Annotated in this window: 10 protein-coding genes; 9 read left to right on the top strand and 1 reads right to left on the bottom strand. The window is 68.2% G+C overall.

Features of this window, described 5'->3' with window-relative positions:
- The 7 genes from scpA (at window position 1) to ACJH6I_RS02645 (ending at window position 16,201) form a co-directional block, all read left to right on the top strand.
- Window positions 1-2,250, top strand: coding sequence for a methylmalonyl-CoA mutase (gene scpA, locus ACJH6I_RS02615; RefSeq protein ID WP_318984600.1), 2,250 nt, complete (start codon window positions 1-3; stop codon window positions 2,248-2,250).
- 10 nt (window positions 2,251-2,260) lie between these two features.
- Window positions 2,261-3,235: a methylmalonyl Co-A mutase-associated GTPase MeaB gene (gene meaB / locus ACJH6I_RS02620; protein WP_135355964.1), complete on the top strand. Its 975-nt coding sequence runs from the start codon at window positions 2,261-2,263 to the stop codon at window positions 3,233-3,235.
- 356 nt (window positions 3,236-3,591) lie between these two features.
- Window positions 3,592-4,884, top strand: a complete 1,293-nt coding sequence (locus ACJH6I_RS02625; protein WP_406783673.1) for a serine hydrolase domain-containing protein — start codon at window positions 3,592-3,594, stop codon at window positions 4,882-4,884.
- Between the two features lie 623 nt (window positions 4,885-5,507).
- Entirely contained in the window at window positions 5,508-11,783 is a 6,276-nt protein-coding gene (gene pks2 / locus ACJH6I_RS02630; RefSeq protein ID WP_406783674.1) for a sulfolipid-1 biosynthesis phthioceranic/hydroxyphthioceranic acid synthase, read from the top strand.
- 63 nt (window positions 11,784-11,846) lie between these two features.
- On the top strand, window positions 11,847-13,316 hold the full coding sequence (locus tag ACJH6I_RS02635) for a condensation domain-containing protein (protein WP_318984603.1): 1,470 nt from the start codon (window positions 11,847-11,849) through the stop codon (window positions 13,314-13,316).
- A gap of 3 nt (window positions 13,317-13,319) precedes the next feature.
- A complete protein-coding gene (locus tag ACJH6I_RS02640; RefSeq protein ID WP_318984604.1) occupies window positions 13,320-14,732 on the top strand; it encodes a hypothetical protein in 1,413 nt (470 codons plus the stop codon).
- A 56-nt stretch (window positions 14,733-14,788) separates the two neighbouring features.
- Window positions 14,789-16,201, top strand: a complete 1,413-nt coding sequence (locus ACJH6I_RS02645) for a hypothetical protein (RefSeq protein WP_318984605.1) — start codon at window positions 14,789-14,791, stop codon at window positions 16,199-16,201.
- 21 nt (window positions 16,202-16,222) lie between these two features.
- On the opposite strand, the gene ACJH6I_RS02650 is transcribed toward ACJH6I_RS02645, so the two are convergent.
- A complete protein-coding gene (locus ACJH6I_RS02650; protein WP_406783675.1) occupies window positions 16,223-17,464 on the bottom strand; it encodes a glycosyltransferase in 1,242 nt (413 codons plus the stop codon).
- Between the two features lie 219 nt (window positions 17,465-17,683).
- Here ACJH6I_RS02650 and ACJH6I_RS02655 point away from each other — a divergent pair, with 219 nt between their 5' ends.
- Complete coding sequence (locus ACJH6I_RS02655; protein ID WP_406783676.1) at window positions 17,684-20,881, top strand: RND family transporter; 3,198 nt, start codon at window positions 17,684-17,686, stop codon at window positions 20,879-20,881.
- 150 nt (window positions 20,882-21,031) lie between these two features.
- Window positions 21,032-21,871: an FkbM family methyltransferase gene (locus ACJH6I_RS02660; RefSeq protein WP_406783677.1), complete on the top strand. Its 840-nt coding sequence runs from the start codon at window positions 21,032-21,034 to the stop codon at window positions 21,869-21,871.
- The last annotated feature ends 28 nt before the right edge of the window (window positions 21,872-21,899 follow it).

The following is a 21,899-nucleotide window of genomic DNA, read 5'->3' on the forward strand; positions in this document are numbered from 1 at the left end:
ATGACCGCTTCTGACGTGACCACCATCGGTAGTTTCGCCGACGTCCCGCTGCACGGAGAAAGCCCGGTAGCGCCGTCCTCCAGCGCCGTTGACGCCCACGTCGCCGACGCCGCGCAGGCGCACGGCTACACCGCGGAGCAGCTCACCTGGTCGACGCCCGAGGGCATCGACGTCAAGCCGATGTACATCGCCGAAGACCGTGACGCCGTCGCCGCGGCCGGTTATCCGCTGGACAGCTTCCCGGGCACCCCGCCGTTCATCCGCGGGCCGTACCCGACCATGTACGTGAACCAGCCGTGGACCATCCGTCAGTACGCCGGGTTCTCCACCGCCGCCGAGTCGAACGCGTTCTACCGCCGCAACCTGGCCGCCGGCCAGAAGGGCCTGTCGGTCGCGTTCGACCTCGCCACCCACCGTGGCTACGACTCGGACCACCCGCGCGTCCAGGGTGACGTCGGAATGGCCGGTGTGGCAATCGATTCGATCCTCGACATGCGCCAGCTGTTCGACGGTATCGACCTGGGCAGCGTCAGCGTCTCGATGACGATGAACGGTGCCGTGCTGCCGATCCTCGCGCTCTACGTCGTGGCCGCCGAGGAACAGGGTGTGCCGCCGGAGAAGCTGGCCGGGACCATCCAGAACGACATCCTCAAAGAGTTCATGGTCCGCAACACCTACATCTATCCGCCGAAGGCGTCGATGCGGATCATCTCGGACATCTTCGGCTACACCAGTACCAAGATGCCGAAGTTCAACTCGATCTCCATCTCGGGCTACCACATCCAAGAGGCCGGGGCCACAGCGGATTTGGAGCTGGCGTACACGCTGGCCGACGGTGTCGAGTACATCAAGGCCGGCCTCGACGCGGGCCTGGACATCGACAAGTTCGCGCCGCGGCTGTCCTTCTTCTGGGGCATCGGCATGAACTTCTTCATGGAGGTGGCCAAGCTGCGCGCCGGCCGTCTGCTGTGGAGCGAGTTGGTCGCCGAGTTCAGCCCCAAGAGCGAGAAGTCGCTGTCGCTGCGCACGCACTCGCAGACCTCGGGCTGGTCGCTGACGGCGCAGGACCCGTTCAACAACGTCGCGCGCACCTGTATCGAGGCCATGGCCGCCACGCAGGGCCACACGCAGTCGCTGCACACCAACGCCCTCGACGAGGCGCTGGCGCTGCCCACCGACTTCTCGGCCCGCATCGCGCGCAACACCCAGCTGCTGCTGCAGCAGGAGTCGGGCACCACGCGGCCCATCGACCCGTGGGGCGGCTCGTACTACGTCGAGTGGCTCACCCACCAGCTCGCCGAGAAGGCCCGTGCGCACATCAAGGAGGTCGCCGAGCACGGCGGCATGGCGCAGGCCATCGGCGAGGGCATCCCGAAGCTGCGCATCGAAGAGGCCGCCGCACGTACCCAGGCCCGCATCGACTCCGGCGCCCAGACGGTGATCGGCGTCAACAAGTACCAGGTGGACGAGGACCAGGAGATCGAGGTCCTCAAGGTCGAGAACAGCCGGGTGCGGGCCGAACAGCTGGCCAAGCTCGAGCAGCTGCGGGCCGACCGCGACGAGGCCGCGACGCAGGCGGCACTGGCCGAATTGACCCGCGCCGCAGGCGAATCCGGTTCGGCAGGCGAGGACGGACTGGGCAACAACCTGATGGCGCTGGCCATCAACGCGGCCCGCGCCAAGGCCACCGTCGGTGAGATCTCCGACGCGCTGGAGAAGGTGTACGGCCGGCACCAGGCCGAGATCCGCACCATCGCCGGCGTCTACCGCGACGAGGTGGGGAAGACCGGAAACGTGAGCACCGCAACCGAATTGGTCGAGAAGTTCGCCGAGGCCGACGGCCGCCGCCCCCGCATCCTGGTGGCCAAGATGGGCCAGGACGGCCACGACCGCGGCCAGAAGGTCATCGCCACCGCGTTCGCCGACATCGGCTTCGACGTGGACGTCGGCTCGCTGTTCTCCACGCCCGACGAGGTGGCGCGGCAGGCGGCGGACAACGACGTGCACGTGGTCGGGGTGTCGTCGCTGGCGGCGGGTCACCTCACGCTGGTGCCCGCGCTGCGCGACGCACTGGCCGAGGTGGGGCGTCCGGACATCATGGTCGTGGTCGGCGGCGTGATCCCGCCGGGCGACTTCGACGAGCTGTACGAGGCGGGCGCCGCGGCGATCTTCCCGCCCGGGACGGTGATCGCCGACGCCGCGATCGGCCTGTTGGGCAAGCTCGCCGAGCGGCTGGGTTACAAGCTCTGAGGTGGCGGGCATGACGACCCCGGTGCCCGAACTCGCTGCCAGGATCCGGGCCGGCGACCGGGCGGCGCTGTCGCGTGCCATCACGCTGGTCGAGTCCACCCGGGCCGACCACCGTGATGCCGCGCAGCAGTTGCTGCTCGAACTGACCCCGGAGGCCGGCAGTGCGCTGCACGTCGGCATCACCGGCGTCCCCGGCGTCGGCAAGTCGACGACGATCGAAGCGCTCGGCATGCACCTCATCGAGCGGGGCCACCGCGTCGCGGTGCTGGCCGTCGACCCGTCGTCGACCCGCACCGGCGGTTCGATCCTCGGCGACAAGACCCGGATGGCGCAGCTGGCCGTGCAGCCGGAGGCCTACATCCGCCCGTCGCCGACGTCGGGCACGCTCGGCGGGGTGGCCAAGGCCACCCGCGAGACCATCGTGCTGCTGGAGGCGGCCGGCTACGACGTGGTCCTGGTCGAGACCGTCGGCGTCGGCCAGTCGGAGGTGACGGTGGCCAACATGGTCGACACCTTCGTCTTCCTGACGCTGGCCCGCACCGGTGACCAGTTGCAGGGCATCAAGAAGGGCGTGTTGGAGCTCGCCGACGTCATCGTGGTCAACAAGGCCGACGGCGAGCACGCCGTCGAGGCCAAGGCCGCGGCGCGGGAACTGTCCGGGGCGATCCGGTTGATCTATCCGCGCGACACGTTGTGGCGGCCGCCGGTGCTGACCATGAGCGCACTGACCGGCGACGGTCTGGCGGCGATGTGGGACACCGTGCTCAAGCATCGTGAAACATTGAGTGCGGCAGGCGAATTCGAGGCCCGGCGTCGGGCCCAGCAGGTCGACTGGACGTGGACCATGGTGCGTGACACGGTGCTGGACCGGGTGCTGTCGAATCCCGCCGTCAAGGCCAATCGCGACGAGGTGGAACGCCAGGTGCGCGAGGGTGAGTTGACGCCGGCGCTGGCGGCACAGCGCATCATCGACCTCGCGAATTGACTCCGGCCGCGCCCGCCCGGGATTGCCGAAGGGTTTGCCGGCGTAATAGGGGAATCGGCCCCACGGGTATTCCGGCCGACCGCTGGCGAAACCAATTTCGGCGCGGTGCCGTGGCCGGCCCGACATGCGGACAAAAATGCGATCCGGTGTTTCCGGCTACCTGACTTTTCTCCAGGCAGGCACTTTGACCACTGAGTTCGCCATCAGAACGCTTGCTCGGCAAGCGGTTACGCCGGCGTAAGTGCGATCTTGAAGTGGGTATACCGGACACGCCGAACCTGTGTATCCAGACTATTTAGCTAACAGATTGATAACGTCGGAGATGATCTGCGGCAGGCGCACGTCATCATTTGGTAATGACCAACGCTATTCGCCGGGAGCGCAACGTCGCGCCTCTCCGGTCCGCCGGCGGACCTCTTCCGCAGGGCGTCCACGGTGCCGCTGACCCCAACTTCGCAGCTGTGGTGCGGGCGTTTTCCGCCCTGTTCCCCAGCCGATATCTGGGTGGCGGCGCCCTCTCGGTCTACCTCGACGGTGTTCCCGTCGTCGACGTGTGGACGGGGTGGGCCGACCGGTGGGGCCACCGGCCGTGGGACGCCGACACCGGCGCCATGGTGTTCTCGGCGACCAAGGGGTTGGCCTCGACCGTCATCCACCGACTGGCCGACCGGGGCCTGATCGAATACGACGCGCCCGTCGCCGAGTACTGGCCGGCCTTCGGGGCCAAGGGCAAGGCCGGCGTGACGGTGCGGGAGCTGATGCGGCACCGCGCCGGGCTGTCGCAGCTGAACGGCGCCACGCGCGACGAGCTCATGGACCACCGCCTCATGGAGCCGCGGCTGGCCGCGGCTCCGATGAGCTGGATGAAGGGGCGTCCGGCGTACCACGCCATCACCTACGGCTGGCTGTTGTCCGGCCTGGCCCGCGCGGTCACCGGTCAGAGCATGCGGGAGCTGTTCCGCACCGAGCTCGCGGAGCCGCTCGGCACCGACGGTCTGCATCTCGGCCGCCCGGCCGCGGATGCGCCCACGCAGCCCGCGCAGATCATCGGCCCGCAGTTCCGCATCCGCAATCCGCTGTTCGACGCGGTGGCGCCGCACGTGGCGAGGTTGCCGTTCTCGGGCGGCTTCGGCTCGATGTACTTCACCGGCATGCGGTCCATGGCGCAGGGCGACACACCCTTGCTGGATGCCGAGATGCCGGGCGCCAACGGCGTGGCCACGGCTCGATCACTGGGACGCGTGTACGGCGCGATGGCCAACGGCGGCCAGATCGACGGGCTGCGGTTCCTGTCCGCGGGCACGGTGGCGCAGCTGCGGGGGACCGGCAGCGTTTTCCCCGACCTGGGCCTCGGCCTGCCCATGGATTTCAACCTCGGGTATCACGGCGTGCCGTTCCCGGGTGTCATGCCGGGGTTCGGGCACGTCGGCCTCGGCGGGTCGCTCGGATGGGCGGATCCGGACCGCGGTCTGGCTTTCGGCTTCGTGCACAACCGCCTGCTGACGCCGCTGATGCTGGCCGATCAGGCGGGTTTCGTGGCGCTCGCGGCAATGGTGCGGTACGGCGCGGCGCAGGCGCGCAGCAACGGCTTCTGCCGGGTCACGGAGTTCGGTGCGCCATACGCCGATCCAGCTCCGGTTGCGGGCTGACGGAGTTTGCGCGCGCGAGATATGCGTCCGCATCGGAAGCGATGCGGACCGCCCTGTGCACCGGACTTTCGAATACGCGCAGATGTCCGGCATGTTGATTTTTTGCCCGTATCGAGCGGAGTTCGTCACAGTAGATATTTCGTACCATGCGTATCGACCATTGCCGACAATACGATTTTATGGCCGCAGCCTGTAGTTCTACGATTTTCGCTGCGTTGCTCGAATTTCAATAACCATATCCGCGCAAACATTTGTGCTGCCGCAGGTCCTGTGCGGGCGCGGTGCTGGGGTGAACGATGTTCGCTACGGACCGCTATGCTTCCGCCCCGTGGCTGGTTCGAAATGGCTCCGAACCAAACCCCTGCGCAACGGCGCGCCGGGCGGGTTGGGCCTTCCGCAGCGAGTGTGCTGCGGATATCCGCTGCTGACGGTCGCCTGGTAGCGATTCGACCGAAACGGGTAGCCCCGAATCGGCGGATCAGTTAATTTGACCCGGTAGGATTTCGAGCCAGTTTGTTTAACGCGGCAAAGACGATTTCGCAGAGATTTTGAGCGCGGTCTGCAAAGCCACCCGGCACGGTGTGTCGGAGTCCGGCCGGACTGCACGGAGAGGCGGTAGCTAAGTGGGTGGGTCACCGACGACACCCGTCGCGATCATCGGCATGGCATGCCGGCTTCCCGGCGGCATCAGCTCGCCGGACGAGCTGTGGGAAGCCCTGCTGCGCGGTGACGACCTGGTTACCAAAGTTCCGCTGGAACGGTGGGACGCCGAGGAGTACTACGACCCGGAGCCCGGCGTGCCCGGCCGGTCGGTCTCCAAGTGGGGCGGTTTCCTCGACGACGTTGCCGGCTTCGACGCCGACTTCTTCAACATCAGCGACCGCGAAGCCACCGCGATCGACCCGCAGCACCGCCTGATCCTCGAAACCTCCTGGGAGGCCGTGGAACACGCGGGCATCGATCCGGCCACCCTGGCCGGCTCGCTCACCGGCGTCTTCGTGGGCATGACCCACGGCGACTACCAGCTGCTGGCCGCCGACGCCCACGCCATCGAGGGCCCGTACGGCTTCACCGGCAACAACTTCAGCCTGGCCTCGGGGCGCGTCTCGTACCACCTCGGCGCGCACGGCCCGTCGTACACGGTCGACTCGGCCTGTTCGTCCAGCCTGCTCGCCATCCACAACGCGTGCCGCAGCCTGCACGACGGCGAGAGCGACGCCGCCCTCGCCGGCGGTGTGTCGATCATGCTGGAGCCGCGCAAGATGTCCTCGGGTTCGGCCCAGGGCATGCTGTCGCCGACCGGCCACTGCCACGCCTTCGACGTCGCCGCCGACGGCTTCGTCTCCGCCGAGGCGTCGGTCATGTTCATGCTGAAGCGCCTGGACGACGCCCAGCGCGACGGCGACCGCGTCCTCGCGGTCATCCGCGGCACGGCGAGCAACCAGGACGGCCACACGGTCAACATCGCGACCCCGGGCGCGGACGCCCAGGTCGCCGTCTACCGGCGCGCGCTGGACCTCGCCGCCATCGATCCCGCCACCGTCGGCTACATCGAGGCGCACGGCACCGGAACTCCCGTCGGTGACCCGATCGAATACTCAAGTCTGGCAACGGTTTACGGCAAGCAGGGGCCCGTCGTGCTGGGCTCGGTCAAGACCAACGTCGGGCATGCGCAGTCGGCGTCGGGTGCGGTCGGTCTGTTGAAGACCGTCCTGGCCCTGCAGCACGGCGTGGTGCCGAAGAACCTCTACTTCAACGAGATGCCCGCCGAGATGGCGGCCATCGACACCGGGCTGTTCGTGCCGACGGACCTCGTGCCGTGGCCGGCTACCGCCGACCACCCGCGCCGCGCCGCCGTGTCCGCCTACGGCCTGTCCGGCACCAACGTGCACGCCGTCGTCGAGCAGGCGCCGGCCGAGTCGTCGCCGCGCGTCGTCGGGTCCGAAGGACAGGGGCTCGGCGGCAAACTGCTGTTCCCCGTGTCGTCCACCTCGGCCGAGGAGCTGCGCCGCACCGCCGGCAAACTGGCCGAGTGGGCCGCCGCCCAGGGCGAGGCCCTCGACCTGGCCGACACCGCCTACACACTCGCGCGTCGCCGCGCCCACCGGCCGGTGCGCGCTGCCGTCCTCGCCGAGGACGCCGCCGGCCTGATCCAGGCGCTCCGCGACGTCGCCGACAGCGAGACCCCGTACCAGGCCGCGGCCGGTAAGGGTGACCGCGGCCCGGTGTGGGTGTTCTCGGGTCAGGGTTCGCAGTGGGCGGCCATGGGCGCCGGCCTGCTGGCGGCCGAGCCCGCATTCGCGGCCGCCATCGCCGAGATCGAACCGCTCATCGAGGCGGAGTCGGGCTTCTCGATCACCGAGGCCATCACCGCCGGTGAGACGGTGACCGGCATCGACCGTATCCAGCCCGCCGTGTTCGCGATCCAGGTGGCGCTGGCCGCCACGCTGCGGTCCTACGGTGTGCAGCCCGGCGCGGTCATCGGCCACTCGATGGGTGAGTCCGCAGCCGCCGTCGTCTCCGGCGCCCTGTCGCTCGAAGACGGCGTGAAGGTGATCTGCCGCCGGTCGAACCTGATGCTCAAGGTGTCGGGCTCCGGCGCCATGGCCTCGGTGGAGCTGCCCGCCCAGCAGGTGCTCTCCGAGCTGGGCGCCCGCGGCGTCAGCGACGTCGTGCTCGCCGTCGTCGCCTCGCCGCAGTCGACCGTCGTCGGTGGTGACAAGGACGCCATCCGCGCCTTGGTCAAGGAATGGGACGAGCGTGGCGTGATGGCCCGCGAGGTCGCCGTCGACGTCGCGTCGCACACCCCGCAGGTCGACCCGATCCTCGACGAGCTCGCCGAAGCCCTCGAGGACCTCGAGCCCGACGAGCCGGCGGTGCCGTACTACTCGGCCACGCAGTACGACCCGCGCGACCCCGCGGACTACGACGCGGACTACTGGGTCGACAACCTGCGCCACACCGTGCGCTTCGGTGCGGCCGTGCAGGCCGCGCTCGACGACGGCTTCCGGGTGTTCATCGAGCTGGCCCCGCACCCGCTGCTGGTGCACGCGGTCAACCAGAACGCCGCGCACCAGGACATCGGCATCGCCGCCCTCGCCGCGATGCGTCGCGAACAGGACGTGCCGAACGGTCTGCGCGACGTCGTCGCCGATCTGCACACCGCCGGTGCCGCCATCGACTTCTCGGTGATCTACCCGGACGGCGTGCTGGTCGACGTACCGCTGCCGACCTGGACCCGCAACCACCTGATCCTCACGCGTGATCCGCACGAGCAGGCCCCCGGCGGTGCGTCACTGGCGGTGCACCCGCTGCTCGGCGCACACGTGCGGCTGCCGGAGGAGCCCGAGCGGCACGTCTGGCAGTCCGACGTGGGTACCGGCGTGCAGCCCTGGCTGGGTGACCACCAGGTGCACAACGTCGCGGCGCTCCCGGGTGCGGCGTACTGCGAGATGGCGCTCGGCGCGGCCCGCGAGGTGCTGGGCGAGGCCTCCGAGGTCCGCAACGTGTCGTTCGAGGCCATGCTGCTGCTCGAGGAGGAGACCGCCGTGTCGGCGGTTGCCACCGCCGTCCCGTCGGGCGACATCGACTTCCTGGTCGAGACCTACCAGGACGGCGAGCAGGTGCGCCGTGCGGCCGCGACGCTGCACGCCATCGAAGACGACGCCTCCCGGCCGAGCTACAACCTGGCCAAGCTGGTCGCCGCCCACACCGAAGACGTCGACGGTGGTGACCTGCGTGCCTGGTTCGCCGAGCGGGGCATCCAGTACGGCCCGGCGTTCTCCGGTCTGACCGCGGCGCACACGACCGCGGGCACCACGGTGCTCGCCGCCGTCGCGCTGCCCGGTGCCATCCGGTCGCAGCAGAGCGCCTACACCGTGCACCCCGCACTGCTCGACGCCTGCTTCCAGGCGGTGGCCGCGCATCCCGATCTGCACGGCGACACCACCGGCGCGCTGATGCTGCCGCTGGGCGTCGGCAAGCTGCGGGCCTACGAGTCGACCCGCAACGCGCACTACTGCTACGTCAAGCTCGTCAGCCTCTCGCCGACCGCGGTCGAAGCCGACATCGACGTGCTCGACGAGAACGGCGCGGTGCTGCTGGCCGTGAGCGGCCTGCGGCTCGGCACCGGCGTGTCCGAGGAGGGCCAGCGCGAGCGGCTGCTCAACGAGCGACTGCTGAACATCGAGTGGCGCAGCCAGGACGCGCCCGTCGCCAACGTGGTCGATCCGGGTCGCTGGCTGCTGATCTCGGCCGCCGCCGACGCCGACAGCCTGACCGAGAAGCTCTCCGAGGTGCTGCAGTCCGACGAGGCCGACGTCTCCACCATGGCGTGGCCGGCCGACGCCGACCACGCGTCCAACCTGGAGTCGCTGCAGGAGACGCTGACGGCCAAGCCGTTCAAGGGCGTCGTCGTCGTCACCGGTGCCCCCGACGGCCCGGCGGCCTCGGCGTCCCTGTCCACCGCACAGCGTGGCGTGGCGCAGGTCGAGCAGCTCGTGCACATCGTGCGGGGTCTGCCGGACGTGCCGGGCCAGCCGGCGCGGCTGTACGTGCTCACCCGCGGTGCCCGCACCGTGGCGCCGGGCGACGTGGCCAACCTGGAGCAGGGCGGCATCCGCGGCTTCATCCGGGCCATCGGCATGGAGTACCCGGCGATGCGGCCGACGCAGATCGACCTCGACGTGCAGGCCGACGTGGCGCACGTCGCCGCCGAACTGCTGTCCGGCTCCGAAGAGGACGAGACGGCCTGGCGGTCGGGCGAGTGGTACACCGGCCGCCTGAACCTGAGCCAGCTGCAGCCCGAGGAACGTCGCACCACCGTCGTGCGGCCCGAGACCGACGGCGTGCAGCTGCAGATCCGGACCCCGGGTGACCTGTCGTCGGCGGAGCTGGCGGCGTACGAGCGCGTCGCTCCGGGACCGGGCCAGATCGAGGTGTCGGTCGCGGCGTCCAACCTCAACTTCGCCGACGTGCTGGTCGCCTACGGCCGGTACCCGAGCTTCGAGGGCCGGCTGCCGCAGCCGGGCGCGGACTTCGCCGGTGTGGTCACCGCGGTCGGCCCGGGTGTCACCGATCATCAGATCGGCGACCGGGTCGCGGGCATCTCGCTGACCGGTGCCTGGAAGACGTTCGTGACCTGCGACGCCAACCTGGCCGTGAAGATTCCGGACGACCTGCCCGAGGGCAGCGCGGCGGCGGTGCCCAGTGCGCACGCCACCGCGTGGTACGGCCTGCACAACCTGGCCCGTATCCAGGCCGGCGACAAGGTGCTGATCCACTCCGCCACCGGTGGTGTGGGCCAGGCCGCCATCGCCATCGCGCGGGCCGCGGGCGCCGACATCTACGCCACCGCCGGTAGCGAAGACCGTCGAAACCTGTTGCGCAGCTGGGGAATCCAGCATGTCTACGACTCGCGCAGCACCGCCTTCGCCGAGGAGATTCGTCGCGACACCGACGGCTACGGCGTCGACGTCGTGCTGAACTCGCTGCCCGGTGCGGCGCAGAAGGCCGGTGTCGAGCTGCTGACCTTCGGTGGCCGGTTCGTCGAGATCGGTAAGCGCGACATCTACGGCGACACCCGGATGGGCCTGTTCCCGTTCCGCCGGAACCTGTCGTTCTACGCGCTCGACCTGGCGCTGCTGACGCTGACCAACCCCGACATCACGCGCGGCATGCTCGAGACGATCTTCGGGCAGATCGCCGACGGTGTGCTGCCGGTGCCGGACACCACGCACTACCCGCTGGCCGAGGCCGCCACCGCCATCCGCGTGATGGGCGCGGCGGGCCACACCGGCAAGCTCGTGCTCGACATCCCGCACACCGGGGAGTTCGAGGCCGTGCTGTCGCCCGAGCACGCTCCCGTGTACCGGGCCGACGGCTCCTACATCGTCACCGGCGGTCTGAGTGGCCTGGGCCTGTTCCTGGCCGACAAACTGGCCGCGGGTGGTTGCGGACGCATCGTGCTGAACGCGCGTTCGGAGCCGAGTGCGGCGACCGCGAAGGCCATCGAGGCCGTCCGGAGCAAGGGCGCCGAGGTCGAGGTGGTGCTGGGTGACATCGCAGCCGCCGACACCGCCGCGCGTCTGGTCGCCGCGGCCGAGTCGACCGGCAAGCCGCTGCGCGGCGTGCTGCACGGCGCCGCGGTGGTCGAGGACGCGACGTTGCCGAACATCACCGACGAGCTGATCGAACGCGACTGGGCGCCGAAGGTGTACGGCGCGTGGCACCTGCACGAGGCGACGGCCGGGTCCGAGCTGGACTGGTTCTGCTCGTTCTCGTCGGCTGCCGCCATGGTGGGCTCGCCCGGACAGGGTGCGTACGCGGCGGCGAACAGCTGGCTGGACGCGTTCACCCAGTGGCGCCGCGCGCAGGGGCTGGCGGCGACGGTCATCGCCTGGGGTGCCTGGGCCAAGATCGGCGCCGGGCAGGGCATGGCGGCCGACGAGGCCATGGCGATCGATCCGGAGGACGGCGCCTACGCGTTCGACGCGATCATCCGCCACGACCGCGCCTACGCCGGCTACGCGCCGGTGGCCGGGGCCGACTGGCTGGTGGCTTTCGCTCAGGCCAGCAAGTTTGCGGAGTCATTCGCCAACATCGGGCGGGGCGGGGCGGGCACCAGCGAATTCCTCGCGGAGTTCCACGCCCTGTCGGAGGAGGAGCGGCCGGCTCGTCTGAGGCGCCTGATCACCGACGCTATGTCTATGATACTTAGGCGATCTGTCGATCCCGACCGTCCGTTGGCCGAGTACGGCCTCGATTCGCTCGGGGCGCTGGAACTGCGGACCCGTATCGAAGCTGAGACGGGAGTCCGGATCGGTTCGTCGGACATCACGAATGTCCGAGCACTGGCAGAACGCCTGGGGGAGGCGATTTCGACGGCGATTTCGACATGACGGGTCAGAGTAGGGCGTCACAGAAGCCGCGCGCTGAATTCACCGAAGCACAGGAGAGTGAACATGGTTGCGATTAGGACCATCCATGACTGGATGGGTTCCTCGGGTGTTCTGACTTCCTGGAACCCTTCGTCTGCATCGCTTGCCAAGCTGCGCAACGCACCGGTCAGCCCGGTGCCGGTCAGCTACCAGCAGAGCCAGCACATCCGCGCGTTCCGTTCGCACGAGCGCAACGGCACGGACATGGCCCGGCTGAACATCGCCGCATGGGACATGCCGGGCAAGTGCGACGTCCGGGCCATGACGCACGTCATCAACGCCTACGTGCGGCGGCATGACACGTTCCACAGCTGGTTCGAGTTGACGGAAGACGACGTCGTCGTCCGCCGGACGGCGAAGAGCCCGCGCGACATCAAGCTGGTGGCCACCGAGCACGGCGAGATGAACGCGCAGCAGTGGCGCGACCACGTCCTCGCGACGCCCGATCCGCTGCAGTGGGACTGCTTCCACTTCGGGATCATCCAGCGCGACGACCACTTCACCTTCTACTTCAGCATCGACCACGTGCACACCGATGCACTGCTGATGGGACTGGTGCTCGTCGAAATCCACCTGATGTACGCGGCTCTCGTCAGTGGCGCCCCGCCGATCCCGCTGGCCGATGCCGGCAGCTACGACGACTACTGCATCAAGCAGGCGGAGTTCACGTCGGCGCTGACGCTCGAGTCGCCGGAGGTCAAGGACTGGATCAAGTTCGCCGAGGCCAACGACGGCACCCTGCCGTGCTTCCCGCTGCCCCTCGGCGACCCGTCGGTGCCCTGCGGCGGTGAGATGCTGACGGTTCGGCTGATGGACAAGCACCAGTCGGAGCGGTTCGAGTCGGCCTGCCTGTCCGCGGGTGCCCGCGTCATCGGTGGCGTCATCGCGTGCGCGGCGCTCGCCGAGCACGAGCTGACCGGCCGGCCGATCTACAACGTCATCACCCCGACCACGACGCGCCGCACCCCGGCCGAGTTCATGACGACGGGCTGGTTCACCGGCGTCGTGCCGATCAGCGTCCCGGTGGTGCCGGAGTCGTTCGGCGACACCGCCCGCGCCATGCAGAAGGCGTTCGACGCCGGCATGGACCTGGCACACGTCCCGTTCGAGCGCGTGCTCGAACTGGCCGAGGGCAAGGTGCCGGGCATCCGCAAGGCCGACCCGGGCGTGCCGATGGTGTCGTACCTCGACACCAACCTGCCGCCGCTGTCGCCGGCGATCATGAACGAGTGGGAACGGCTCAACGGCCGCGTCTACAGCGACGCGCGCTCGGCGTACCAGATCGGCATCTGGGTGAACCGTTCCGAGAAGGAAACCTCGGTCACCATCGCCTACCCGGACAACCCCATCGCCCGTGAATCGGTGGACAAGTACCTGCACGCGATGCGCGCGGTGTACCTGCGGGTCGCCGACGGCGGTTCTGGTGCGGGACGTTCGGAAGCCTTGCGCCACAACGGTTGCCGCAGCGAACTGATTCGAGCTGTGAAGGGCTGAGTTGTGACGACCTCCACGCGCCCGCCGCGCGTGCCTTTGTTGCGCCGCTGGTTGGCAGACAACAACGACGGTGATGAGAGCCGCGTGCTCGACTACGTCGACCAGGCGATGTTCCTCGGCCTGCGGGCCACCGGCCAGGCCGCTGTCATGCAGTGCGTCTGGGTCTACGAGCATCCCGTCGACATGGAGGGCCTGCGCCGGTTCCACTACAACTTCGGTCACGGCCTGGCCGGTCGGCGCATCGAGCCGTCGATCCTGCCGTTCGGCCGGCACCGGTGGGTGTCATCGCTGGGGCCGCCGGCGCCGCTGCGGGTGTACGAGACCGTGCGTCCGCGGGCCGAGCTCGGCGACTTCCTCGACGAGCATGCGCAGATCCCCGTCGACCCGGAGTTCGGCCCGGCCTGGCACATGGGTGTGCAGCCGCTCGACGACGGCGCCACGGTCGTCAGCCTCGTCGGTTCACACTGCATCGGCGACGGCGGCGGTGCCATGCTGACGGTGTTCGAGTCGGTGACGGGCCAGCTGCGCGACCTCGGTCTGCCGCAGCCGCGGACCAGGTCGTCATGGCAGGCGTTGCGTGCCGACTTCCGCCAGACCTTCCGCGACCTGCCCGAACTCGGGCGCTCGATCAAATCGGCGGCCAAGCAGGCTTACCAGAAGCGCAGCGAGCTGCGCCGTTCCGGAAAGTCGGCGGCAGCCCACCTGGATGAGGCCAGCGCCAAGGAAAACCTGCTGGTGCCGGCGATCTGGGCGTTCATCGACGCCGCGGAGTTCGACGCGCGCGCCAAGGCGCTCGGCGGCAACAGCTACGCGCTGATCGCCGGGTTCGCGGCGCGGTTGTCCGAGCGGATGGGCCGGTTCAGCGAGGCCGAGGGCGTGGTGCCGCTGGTGGTGCCCATCAACGACCGCACGCTCGAGGACACCCGTGCCAACGCGGTGCTGATCGGTGATGCCCGCGTCAATCCGAAGGGCGTCGCCGACGATCTGACGGAGACGCGGGCGGTCATCAAGGAAGCCCTGCGCAAGATGCGCGAGGAGCCCGACGAGAAGTTGGAGCTGCTGCCGCTGACGCCGTTCATCCCGAAGCGGGCCGTCATCCAGGCCGCGGACATCGCGGTCGGGTTCGGTGAGCTCCCGGTGTTCTGCTCGAACCTCGGTGTGCTGCCGGACGATCTGGCGCGTGTCGACGGGACGCCCGCCGAGTACGTCATGGCCCGCGGGGTCGACGGTCAGGTGCCGCGTGCGGTCATGGAGCACCGCAAGGGCATCCTCACCGTCATCTCGATGCAGCTGATCGGCCGGGTGTCGATGGCGGTCATCGGCTACCAGCCGGGCGCCGAGAACACCAAGGCGACGTTGCGTGCGCACGTGGAAGCGACGCTGGCCGAGTTCGGCCTCACCGCGGTCTACGAATAATCCGCGTAATCCCAAGTTCGACAACCGAATAACCGAAGTGAAGGGCCAGGTCTATTTTGTCCACTGATACCCGGTCGAACGGAACCGGCCGCGGCCGGTTCGCCAAGCTGCCCCCGGAACTGGACCGTCCGCAGGACCGGCTGGACTACATGGACGAGGCGACCTTCCTGTCGTACCGGGCCAGCGGTCGGGTCCAGGTCATGCTGGCGCTGTGGTTCTACGAAGGACCCGTCGACCTCGACGGCCTGCGCCGCTTCCACGAGAACTTCGGCCGGAGCCTGGCGGCCCGGCGCATCGAGCGCTCGCCGCTGCCGTTCGGCCGGGCCCGCTGGGTGGCCGCGCCGGCTGTCGAGCGCCCGCTGGACATCGTCGAAACCGCCCGCCCGCGTTCGGAACTGACCGACTGGCTGGAGGAGCGGTCGCAGATCCCGATCGATCCGGAGCACGGTCCCGGCTGGCACCTGGGCGTCCAGAAGTTCAGCGACGGTTCGACGGGTGTCGCGCTGGCGCTGTCGCACTGCCTGATCGACGGCACCGGTGCGGTGGCCGCGATCATGGAGTCGGTGCTCGGGCAGGGCCGCGATCTGGGTTACGCCCAGCCGGGCTCCCGCACCCGCTGGCAGGGTCTGCGCGCCGACCTGCGTCAGGCGCGGCGGGACTGGCCCGAGGTCCGGCGCACGGTGGTGGCCGCCGCCAAGATGTTGCACCGCCGGCGTCACGAAATCTCCAAGTCCGGTGACACCCGGCCCGCGGTGACGGCAGGCAACCCCGACGAGTACGTGCTGCTGCCGTTCGCCGGCACCCACATCGACGTCGAGCAGTGGGACGCCAAGTGCGCCACGCTCGGCGGCAACACCTACTCCCTGGCGGCGGCGTTCGCCGCCCGGCTCGGTGTGCGGATGGAACGGCATCGCAAGCACGACAACAACATTGCGCTCATGGTGGCCGTCAACGACCGGACCTCGATGGAGGACACCCGGGCCAACGCCATGGCGTTCGCCAACCTCACCGTCGACCCGACGCACGTCGCCAAGGACCTGACGGATCTGCGGGGCGCGCTGCGTACGTCCCTGTCGACGGCCAAGGAGCAGCCGGACGAGTCGTTCATCCTGCTGCCGCTGACGCCGTTCATCCCGCTGCGCGCGGTGAACAAGACGGCCGACCTGGTGCTCGGCGACATGCCGGTGACGTGCTCCAACTTCGCCGAGCTGCCGGACCTGATGTGCCGCCCGGACGGCGTCAACCAGGCGACGTTCCTGAACTGCTGGGGCGTCGAGCAGAAGGTCAAGCGGGCCGACATCGAGCGGCCCGGCGGCCTGCTGGTGGTCGCGTCCGGCCGCTACAACGGCCGGGTGAACCTCGGCATCGTCGGCTACCAGGTGGGGGCCGAGAACAGCCGGGCCATGCTGCGCGAGCTCGTCCGCGAGACGCTCGAGGAATTCGACCTCACGCCGCTGACCATCTACTGACGGGCGGTCCCGCCCAGGCCCCTAACGGGCCTGGGCGGCCTTTTCCAACAGATCCGCGGTGCGTGCGACGCTGTCCGCGGGCTTCGTCATGCGCGCGGCAGCAGCCCGCACTCGCTCGGCGCACTCCGGCTGCAGCGCGGTGCGCAGCGCGGATTTCAGCGACGCCGGCGTGGTCTTCGAGAACCGGCGCGATGCGCCCAGCCGCAGCTTCTTGACCTGCCCGGCCCACACCGGCTGATCGGCACTGACCCACAGCACCACCGTCGGTACCCCGGCACGCAACCCGGCCGCGGTGGTGCCGGCGCCGCCGTGGTGCACCAGGGCCCGGCACAGCGGGAACACCGCGGCGTGGTTGACGGCACCGACCAGCTTCACGTGGTCGCCCAGCGTGGTGGTGTCCGGCAGATCCCAGACGCCCGAGCTGATCAGCGCCCGCTCGCCGAGTTCGGCACACACCGCGTCGATCATCGCGACGGCCTCGGCGGGGGATTCCACCGGCATGCTGCCGAAGCCGAAATAGATGGGCGGCTTGCCATTTGCGATCCACGCCATCACGTCGGCGTCGGTGTCGGTCTGCAGCTCCATCGACATGGATCCGACGAGGGGCTTGGCGTCGCCGTATTCGGCCGCCAGGCCGGGGAACAGCACCTCGTCGTAGGCCTGGATTTCCAGGGCCCCACGGTCCTCGATGCGCCGGACCGCCCGCACGGTGGCCGGCGGCAGGCCCAGGGTGCGCCGCTGGATGTCCTCGGCCTCCTTGAGCATGCGCCAGTGGAACCACTCGCCGACGGCGAAGCCGCGGCGGATCAGCGGCAGTGGCAGCGGTACCGGCAGCACCTGGCTGTTGGGGCGGAACGGGAAGTAGTGCAGCGCGGCCAGCGGGATGTCGAAATGCTCGGCGACGTTGGCGGCGACCTCCTGATAGGTGGTCCCCGCGAGCAGCAGATCCGCGTCCGCGGCGACCTCCGTGAGGGTGGCACTCATGTCCTGCCAGCCCTGCGTCATGTAGTCCCGGAGTTCGCGGACGACACTCACGGGGTTCTTGATGCTCAAGTGGTCACGAAAGATGTCGGCATCCAGTTGCTGCTGAGAATCCACGCCGTAGCTGGCAGGCTCGGGAAGGCCCGCCGACGCGACGAACGAAACCAGATTCGGCGGCACCGCCATGCGAACTTCGTGGCCGCGGCGCAGCAATTCTCTGGCCACGGCGCCGCTGGGCTCGATGTCTCCACGCGTGCCATGAATGGCGATAGCAAACTTCACAGAATGCCACACATATCGGTCTGCCGCTGATCTCCGCATTGCTGGGGCATGAATGGCAACGAGGGCGCCGGATGCCCGTAGGCACGGCGGGGGGTGGGTGACTTCATCAGTGGCACACCCGATTACAGCATGGCGACAGCAATGCGGCTCTTTGGCGGCGTCGATATTGGGGTGCCGGTCGGTGCATCAGATCCGTTTGCGGCGTGTAGCCTGTCGGGGATGCTGAAACGTGCCAGGCCAAGCGGTGCTTTGGCACATGCGGGTTTCGCCGCACTCGGCAAGTTCGTGGTGCGGCGTCCCGTCGTGGTTTTGGCGTCCTGGGTCGGCATCGCGATCGTTCTATTTCTCGCTCTTCCGACGTTGGTCGACGTGGCCAGCCGCCGCCCGCCGCCGTTCCTGCCGCCCGATTCGTCGACGCTGATCGCCAGCAACGCGATGAAGAACGCGTTCCGCGAGGCGGACGCCGGCAACATCGCGGTGGTCCTGCTGACGAACGACAAGGGCTTCAGCAAGGAAGACGAAGAGGTCTACCGGCGCCTGGTCGACAAGCTCAACGCCGACAAGACCAACGTCCGGTCCACGCAGGACTTCATCCACATCCCCGAGCTGCGCCAGGTGATGGCCAGCAAGGACGGCAAAGCGGTGCAGCTGCCCGTCAGCCTCGTCGGCAGCATGGGCACCGGTCCCGGCCAGCTGGCGTACCGCAATGCCAAGAAGACCATCGAAGAGGTGGTCAAGGGCAGCGACCTGACGCTGAACATCGTGGGTGCGTCGGCCACCTTCCAGGACATCAACGACATCGGTGCCCGCGATCAGCACATGATCGAGACGGCCACCGGCATCCTCGTCTTCTCGATCCTGATCATCGTGTACCGCAGCGTGGTCGCGATGTTGCTGCCGCTCGTCACCATCGGTGTCTCGCTCATCGTGGCGCAACAATTGGTGGCGGGACTGGGACTATTGGGTCTCGCGGTGGGACCGCAGACCCTGGTGCTGATGACCGGCATGATGATGGGTGCCGGGACCGACTACGCCATATTCCTGTTCAGTCGATATCAGGAGTTCATCAGACAAGGCGTCGCCACCGATCAGGCGCTGGTATCGGCGCTCACGTCGATCGGTGAAGTCATCGCCGGCTCGGCCGGCACCGTCGCGATCACGTTCCTGGCGCTCTCGTTCGCCACGCTCGGGGTCTTCGCCACCATCGGGCCGGCGCTGGCCGTGACCGTGCTGATCGGCTTCCTCGCCTCCGTGACGATGCTGCCGGCGCTGATCGTCCTGGTCGGGCGCCGCGGCTGGATCAAGCCGCGCAAGGACATGACGGGCAAGTTCTGGCGTCGGTCCGGCGTGAACATCGTGCGCCGCCCGGTGACCCACCTGGCCGGCAGCCTCGCGGTGCTGCTGGCGCTCGCCGGCTGCGCGACGATGGTCCGCTACAACTACGACAACCGCAAAGACCTCGACCCGGACGCGGCGAGCAACGTCGCCTACACGGCGCTGAACAAGCACTTCCCGATCAGTACGACGATGCAGCAGTTCATCCTGATCCAGTCGCCGCGTGACCTGCGTGCCCCGAAGTCGCTCGCCGACATGGAGCAGATGGCGCAGCGCGTCGCGCAGCTGCCGCACATCGACGCCGTCCGCGGTATCACGCGTCCCACCGGTGACGTCCTGGAGCAGGCCAAGGCGACCTACCAGGCCGGTGAGGTCGGCAGCAAGCTCAAGGACGCCTCGAACCTCATCAACGGCAATGACGCGCTGCTGCAGAAGCTGGTCGACGGCGAGTACCAGCTCGCCGACGCGCTCAACCAGATCCGCACGCAGGTGCTCGGTGGCATCGGCCCGGTGCGGCAGATGCTGACCCAGATGTCGGCGCTGCAGAAGCAGTACGGCGGGTCGAAGACGCTGGACGATCTCGACAAGTCGGCCAAGATGGTGTCCCAGATGACGTCGCTGGGCGACGCTGTCGGTGGGCAGCTGGTCCGCGTCGGGGACGTCTACAAGTGGTCCGGGAAAGCGCTCGAGACGCTGAATGCGACGCCGTTCTGCAACTACTACCCGGCGTGCAACGACCTGAAGATCGGCCTGCAGAACGTCAACGAGGGCAACGACCCCGAGACCGTGCAGAAGGTCATCAACCTCGGCCACATGCTGCAGCAGTACAAGAGTGACCCCGGGATGGACGACAAGGTGCGCGGGATGGGCACCAACATCGAGAGCATCACCAGCCTGCTCAAGCAGCTGCGGCTGTACGACACCGCGGATCTGGAGCGGCGCCTGCAGCAGGCGGTCGACGGCGTCAACCTGCTGGCCGACTCGAGCAAGCAGCTCGCCGACGGTGTGAAGCTGCTGGTCGACCAGGTCCGTGGCATGGGCGGTGGCCTGAACCAGGCCTCGTCGTTCCTGCTCGGTATGCGCCGCGACGCCAACACCCCGCAGATGGCCGGTTTCTACGTGCCACCGGAGATCCTGAGCCGCAACGAGTTCGAGAAGGCCGCGACGCTGTTCGTGTCCCCGGACGGCCACACGGTGCGCTACCTGGTGCAGACGGCGCTGAACCCGTTCGGCACGGAAGCCATGGACCAGACCAACGCGATCGTGAAGGCGGCCCAGACGGCACTGCCCAACACGACGCTGTCCGACGCCAAGGTGTCGATGGTCGGTCTGTCCGCGGTGAACCGCGACATCCGCGACTACTACAACAGCGACATCCAGTACATCGTCATCGTGACGCTGATCGTGGTGTTCCTGATCCTGGTGCAGCTGCTGCGGTCCGTCGTGGCACCGCTCTACCTGGTGCTGTCGGTGGTGCTGTCGTACGGTTCGGCGCTGGGCATCGGGGTGGTGTTCTTCCAGTTCATATTGGGATACGACATCTCGTGGAGTGTGCCGGGTATCGCGTTCCTGGTGCTGGTGGCGGTCGGCGCCGACTACAACCTGCTGCTGATATCCCGAATACGTGACGAAGCGAAATGGGGCGTGCGCTCGGCGATCGTGAAAACGGTCGCCGCGACCGGCGGCGTCATCACCTCTGCCGGCCTGATCTTCGCGGCGTCGATGCTCGCGATGACCGTCAGTAGCATCCTGGGCGCCGTACAGCTCGGCTTCATCATCGGTGTCGGCCTGCTGCTGGACACGTTCATCGTCCGTACGGTGACCGTGCCGGCGACCGCGGCGCTGCTCGGTGACGCCAACTGGTGGCCGTCCAAGTCGCCGCGGCGCAAGCGGGAAGAGGCCGAGGAAGCGGAGGCCGCGGCTGCCACCGAACGGCTGCTGGCCGAGCGCAAGGCCCGCCGGGAGTCCGACGAGGTCGAACCGTGCCCGGAGTGCGGTTACGCGGCCACCTGTGACGCCTGCCAGATGACGACGGCCTTCGAGGCCGCCGGAGCGGTACAGCACCGCGGCTTCTTCGGCTGAGCCGCTGTCGAATTTCCGAGAAATTGAACTTTCTCGTCAATAAACCTGATTGAATTCCTGACGTCCGGCGGGGGAGTTCGGGGTCGATGTTCTGTGCGGCGACCAGATTCGCCCGCACCGCGACTCTGAAGAACAGGACATTCGATCGCCATGGAGCTCCGGAAATTCGTTGACTCATTGCGGCCACTCCCGGGATGGATCGGGGGTGGCATTCTCGACTGGTACCAGCTCGGGCTCAGAAAACCACGCGACGCGACCACCTATTACGGGGCGACCATTCATTGCGACCCCGTCGATTCAATTCAGCGGAGCATCATCTACTACGGCGTGTGGGAACCCGCCATTTCGCGCATCATCGAAAGCAGCCTCACGCCGGGAGATCTGTTCGTCGACATCGGCGCGAACATCGGCTACGACTCCCTGCTCGCGGCGACGCGGGCCGACGTCGTCGCCATCGAGGCGGCACCCCACATCTACCGAAAGATGTTGCGCAATCTGGAAAGTAACCCCGATCTCGCCGACCACGTCCGGCCCGTGAATGTTGCGGTTTCCGACCATGCGGGCGAACTGGACCTGTACGACTTCGGTCCCCGCAACATCGGGGCCACCACGACGTTGCCGTCCCGGAAGGGAAAGAAATGCGCGACGGTCGCCGCCGCGCCGTTGCTGGATATTCTCGCGCCGGAGGAATTGGCACGTGTGCGCCTGATCAAGATGGATATCGAAGGTGCTGAAACAACAATACTCAGCGATATTTTCGATCACATCGACGCGTTTCCCGACAATATGAGCATCATCTTCGAAGCCAATCCCGAAGACGACCAGGCCGCTTTCGATGTGCTGTTCAAACGCATTCAGCAAAACTTCGCCGCCTACGAAGTGGAGAACGGCTACAGCAATGCCTGGTATCTCAAATGGAAAGCCGGTCCGCTCAATGAATTGCACACCGCACCGACGCGGCGTACCGATATTCTCCTGACCCGCGCATAGCGCCGGCGGCCGCCACCTCGGACCAGGC

Origin of the sequence: Mycobacterium sp. SMC-13 (genome assembly GCF_045311035.1) — a bacterium.
Taxonomy (GTDB): Bacteria; Actinomycetota; Actinomycetes; order Mycobacteriales; family Mycobacteriaceae; genus Mycobacterium.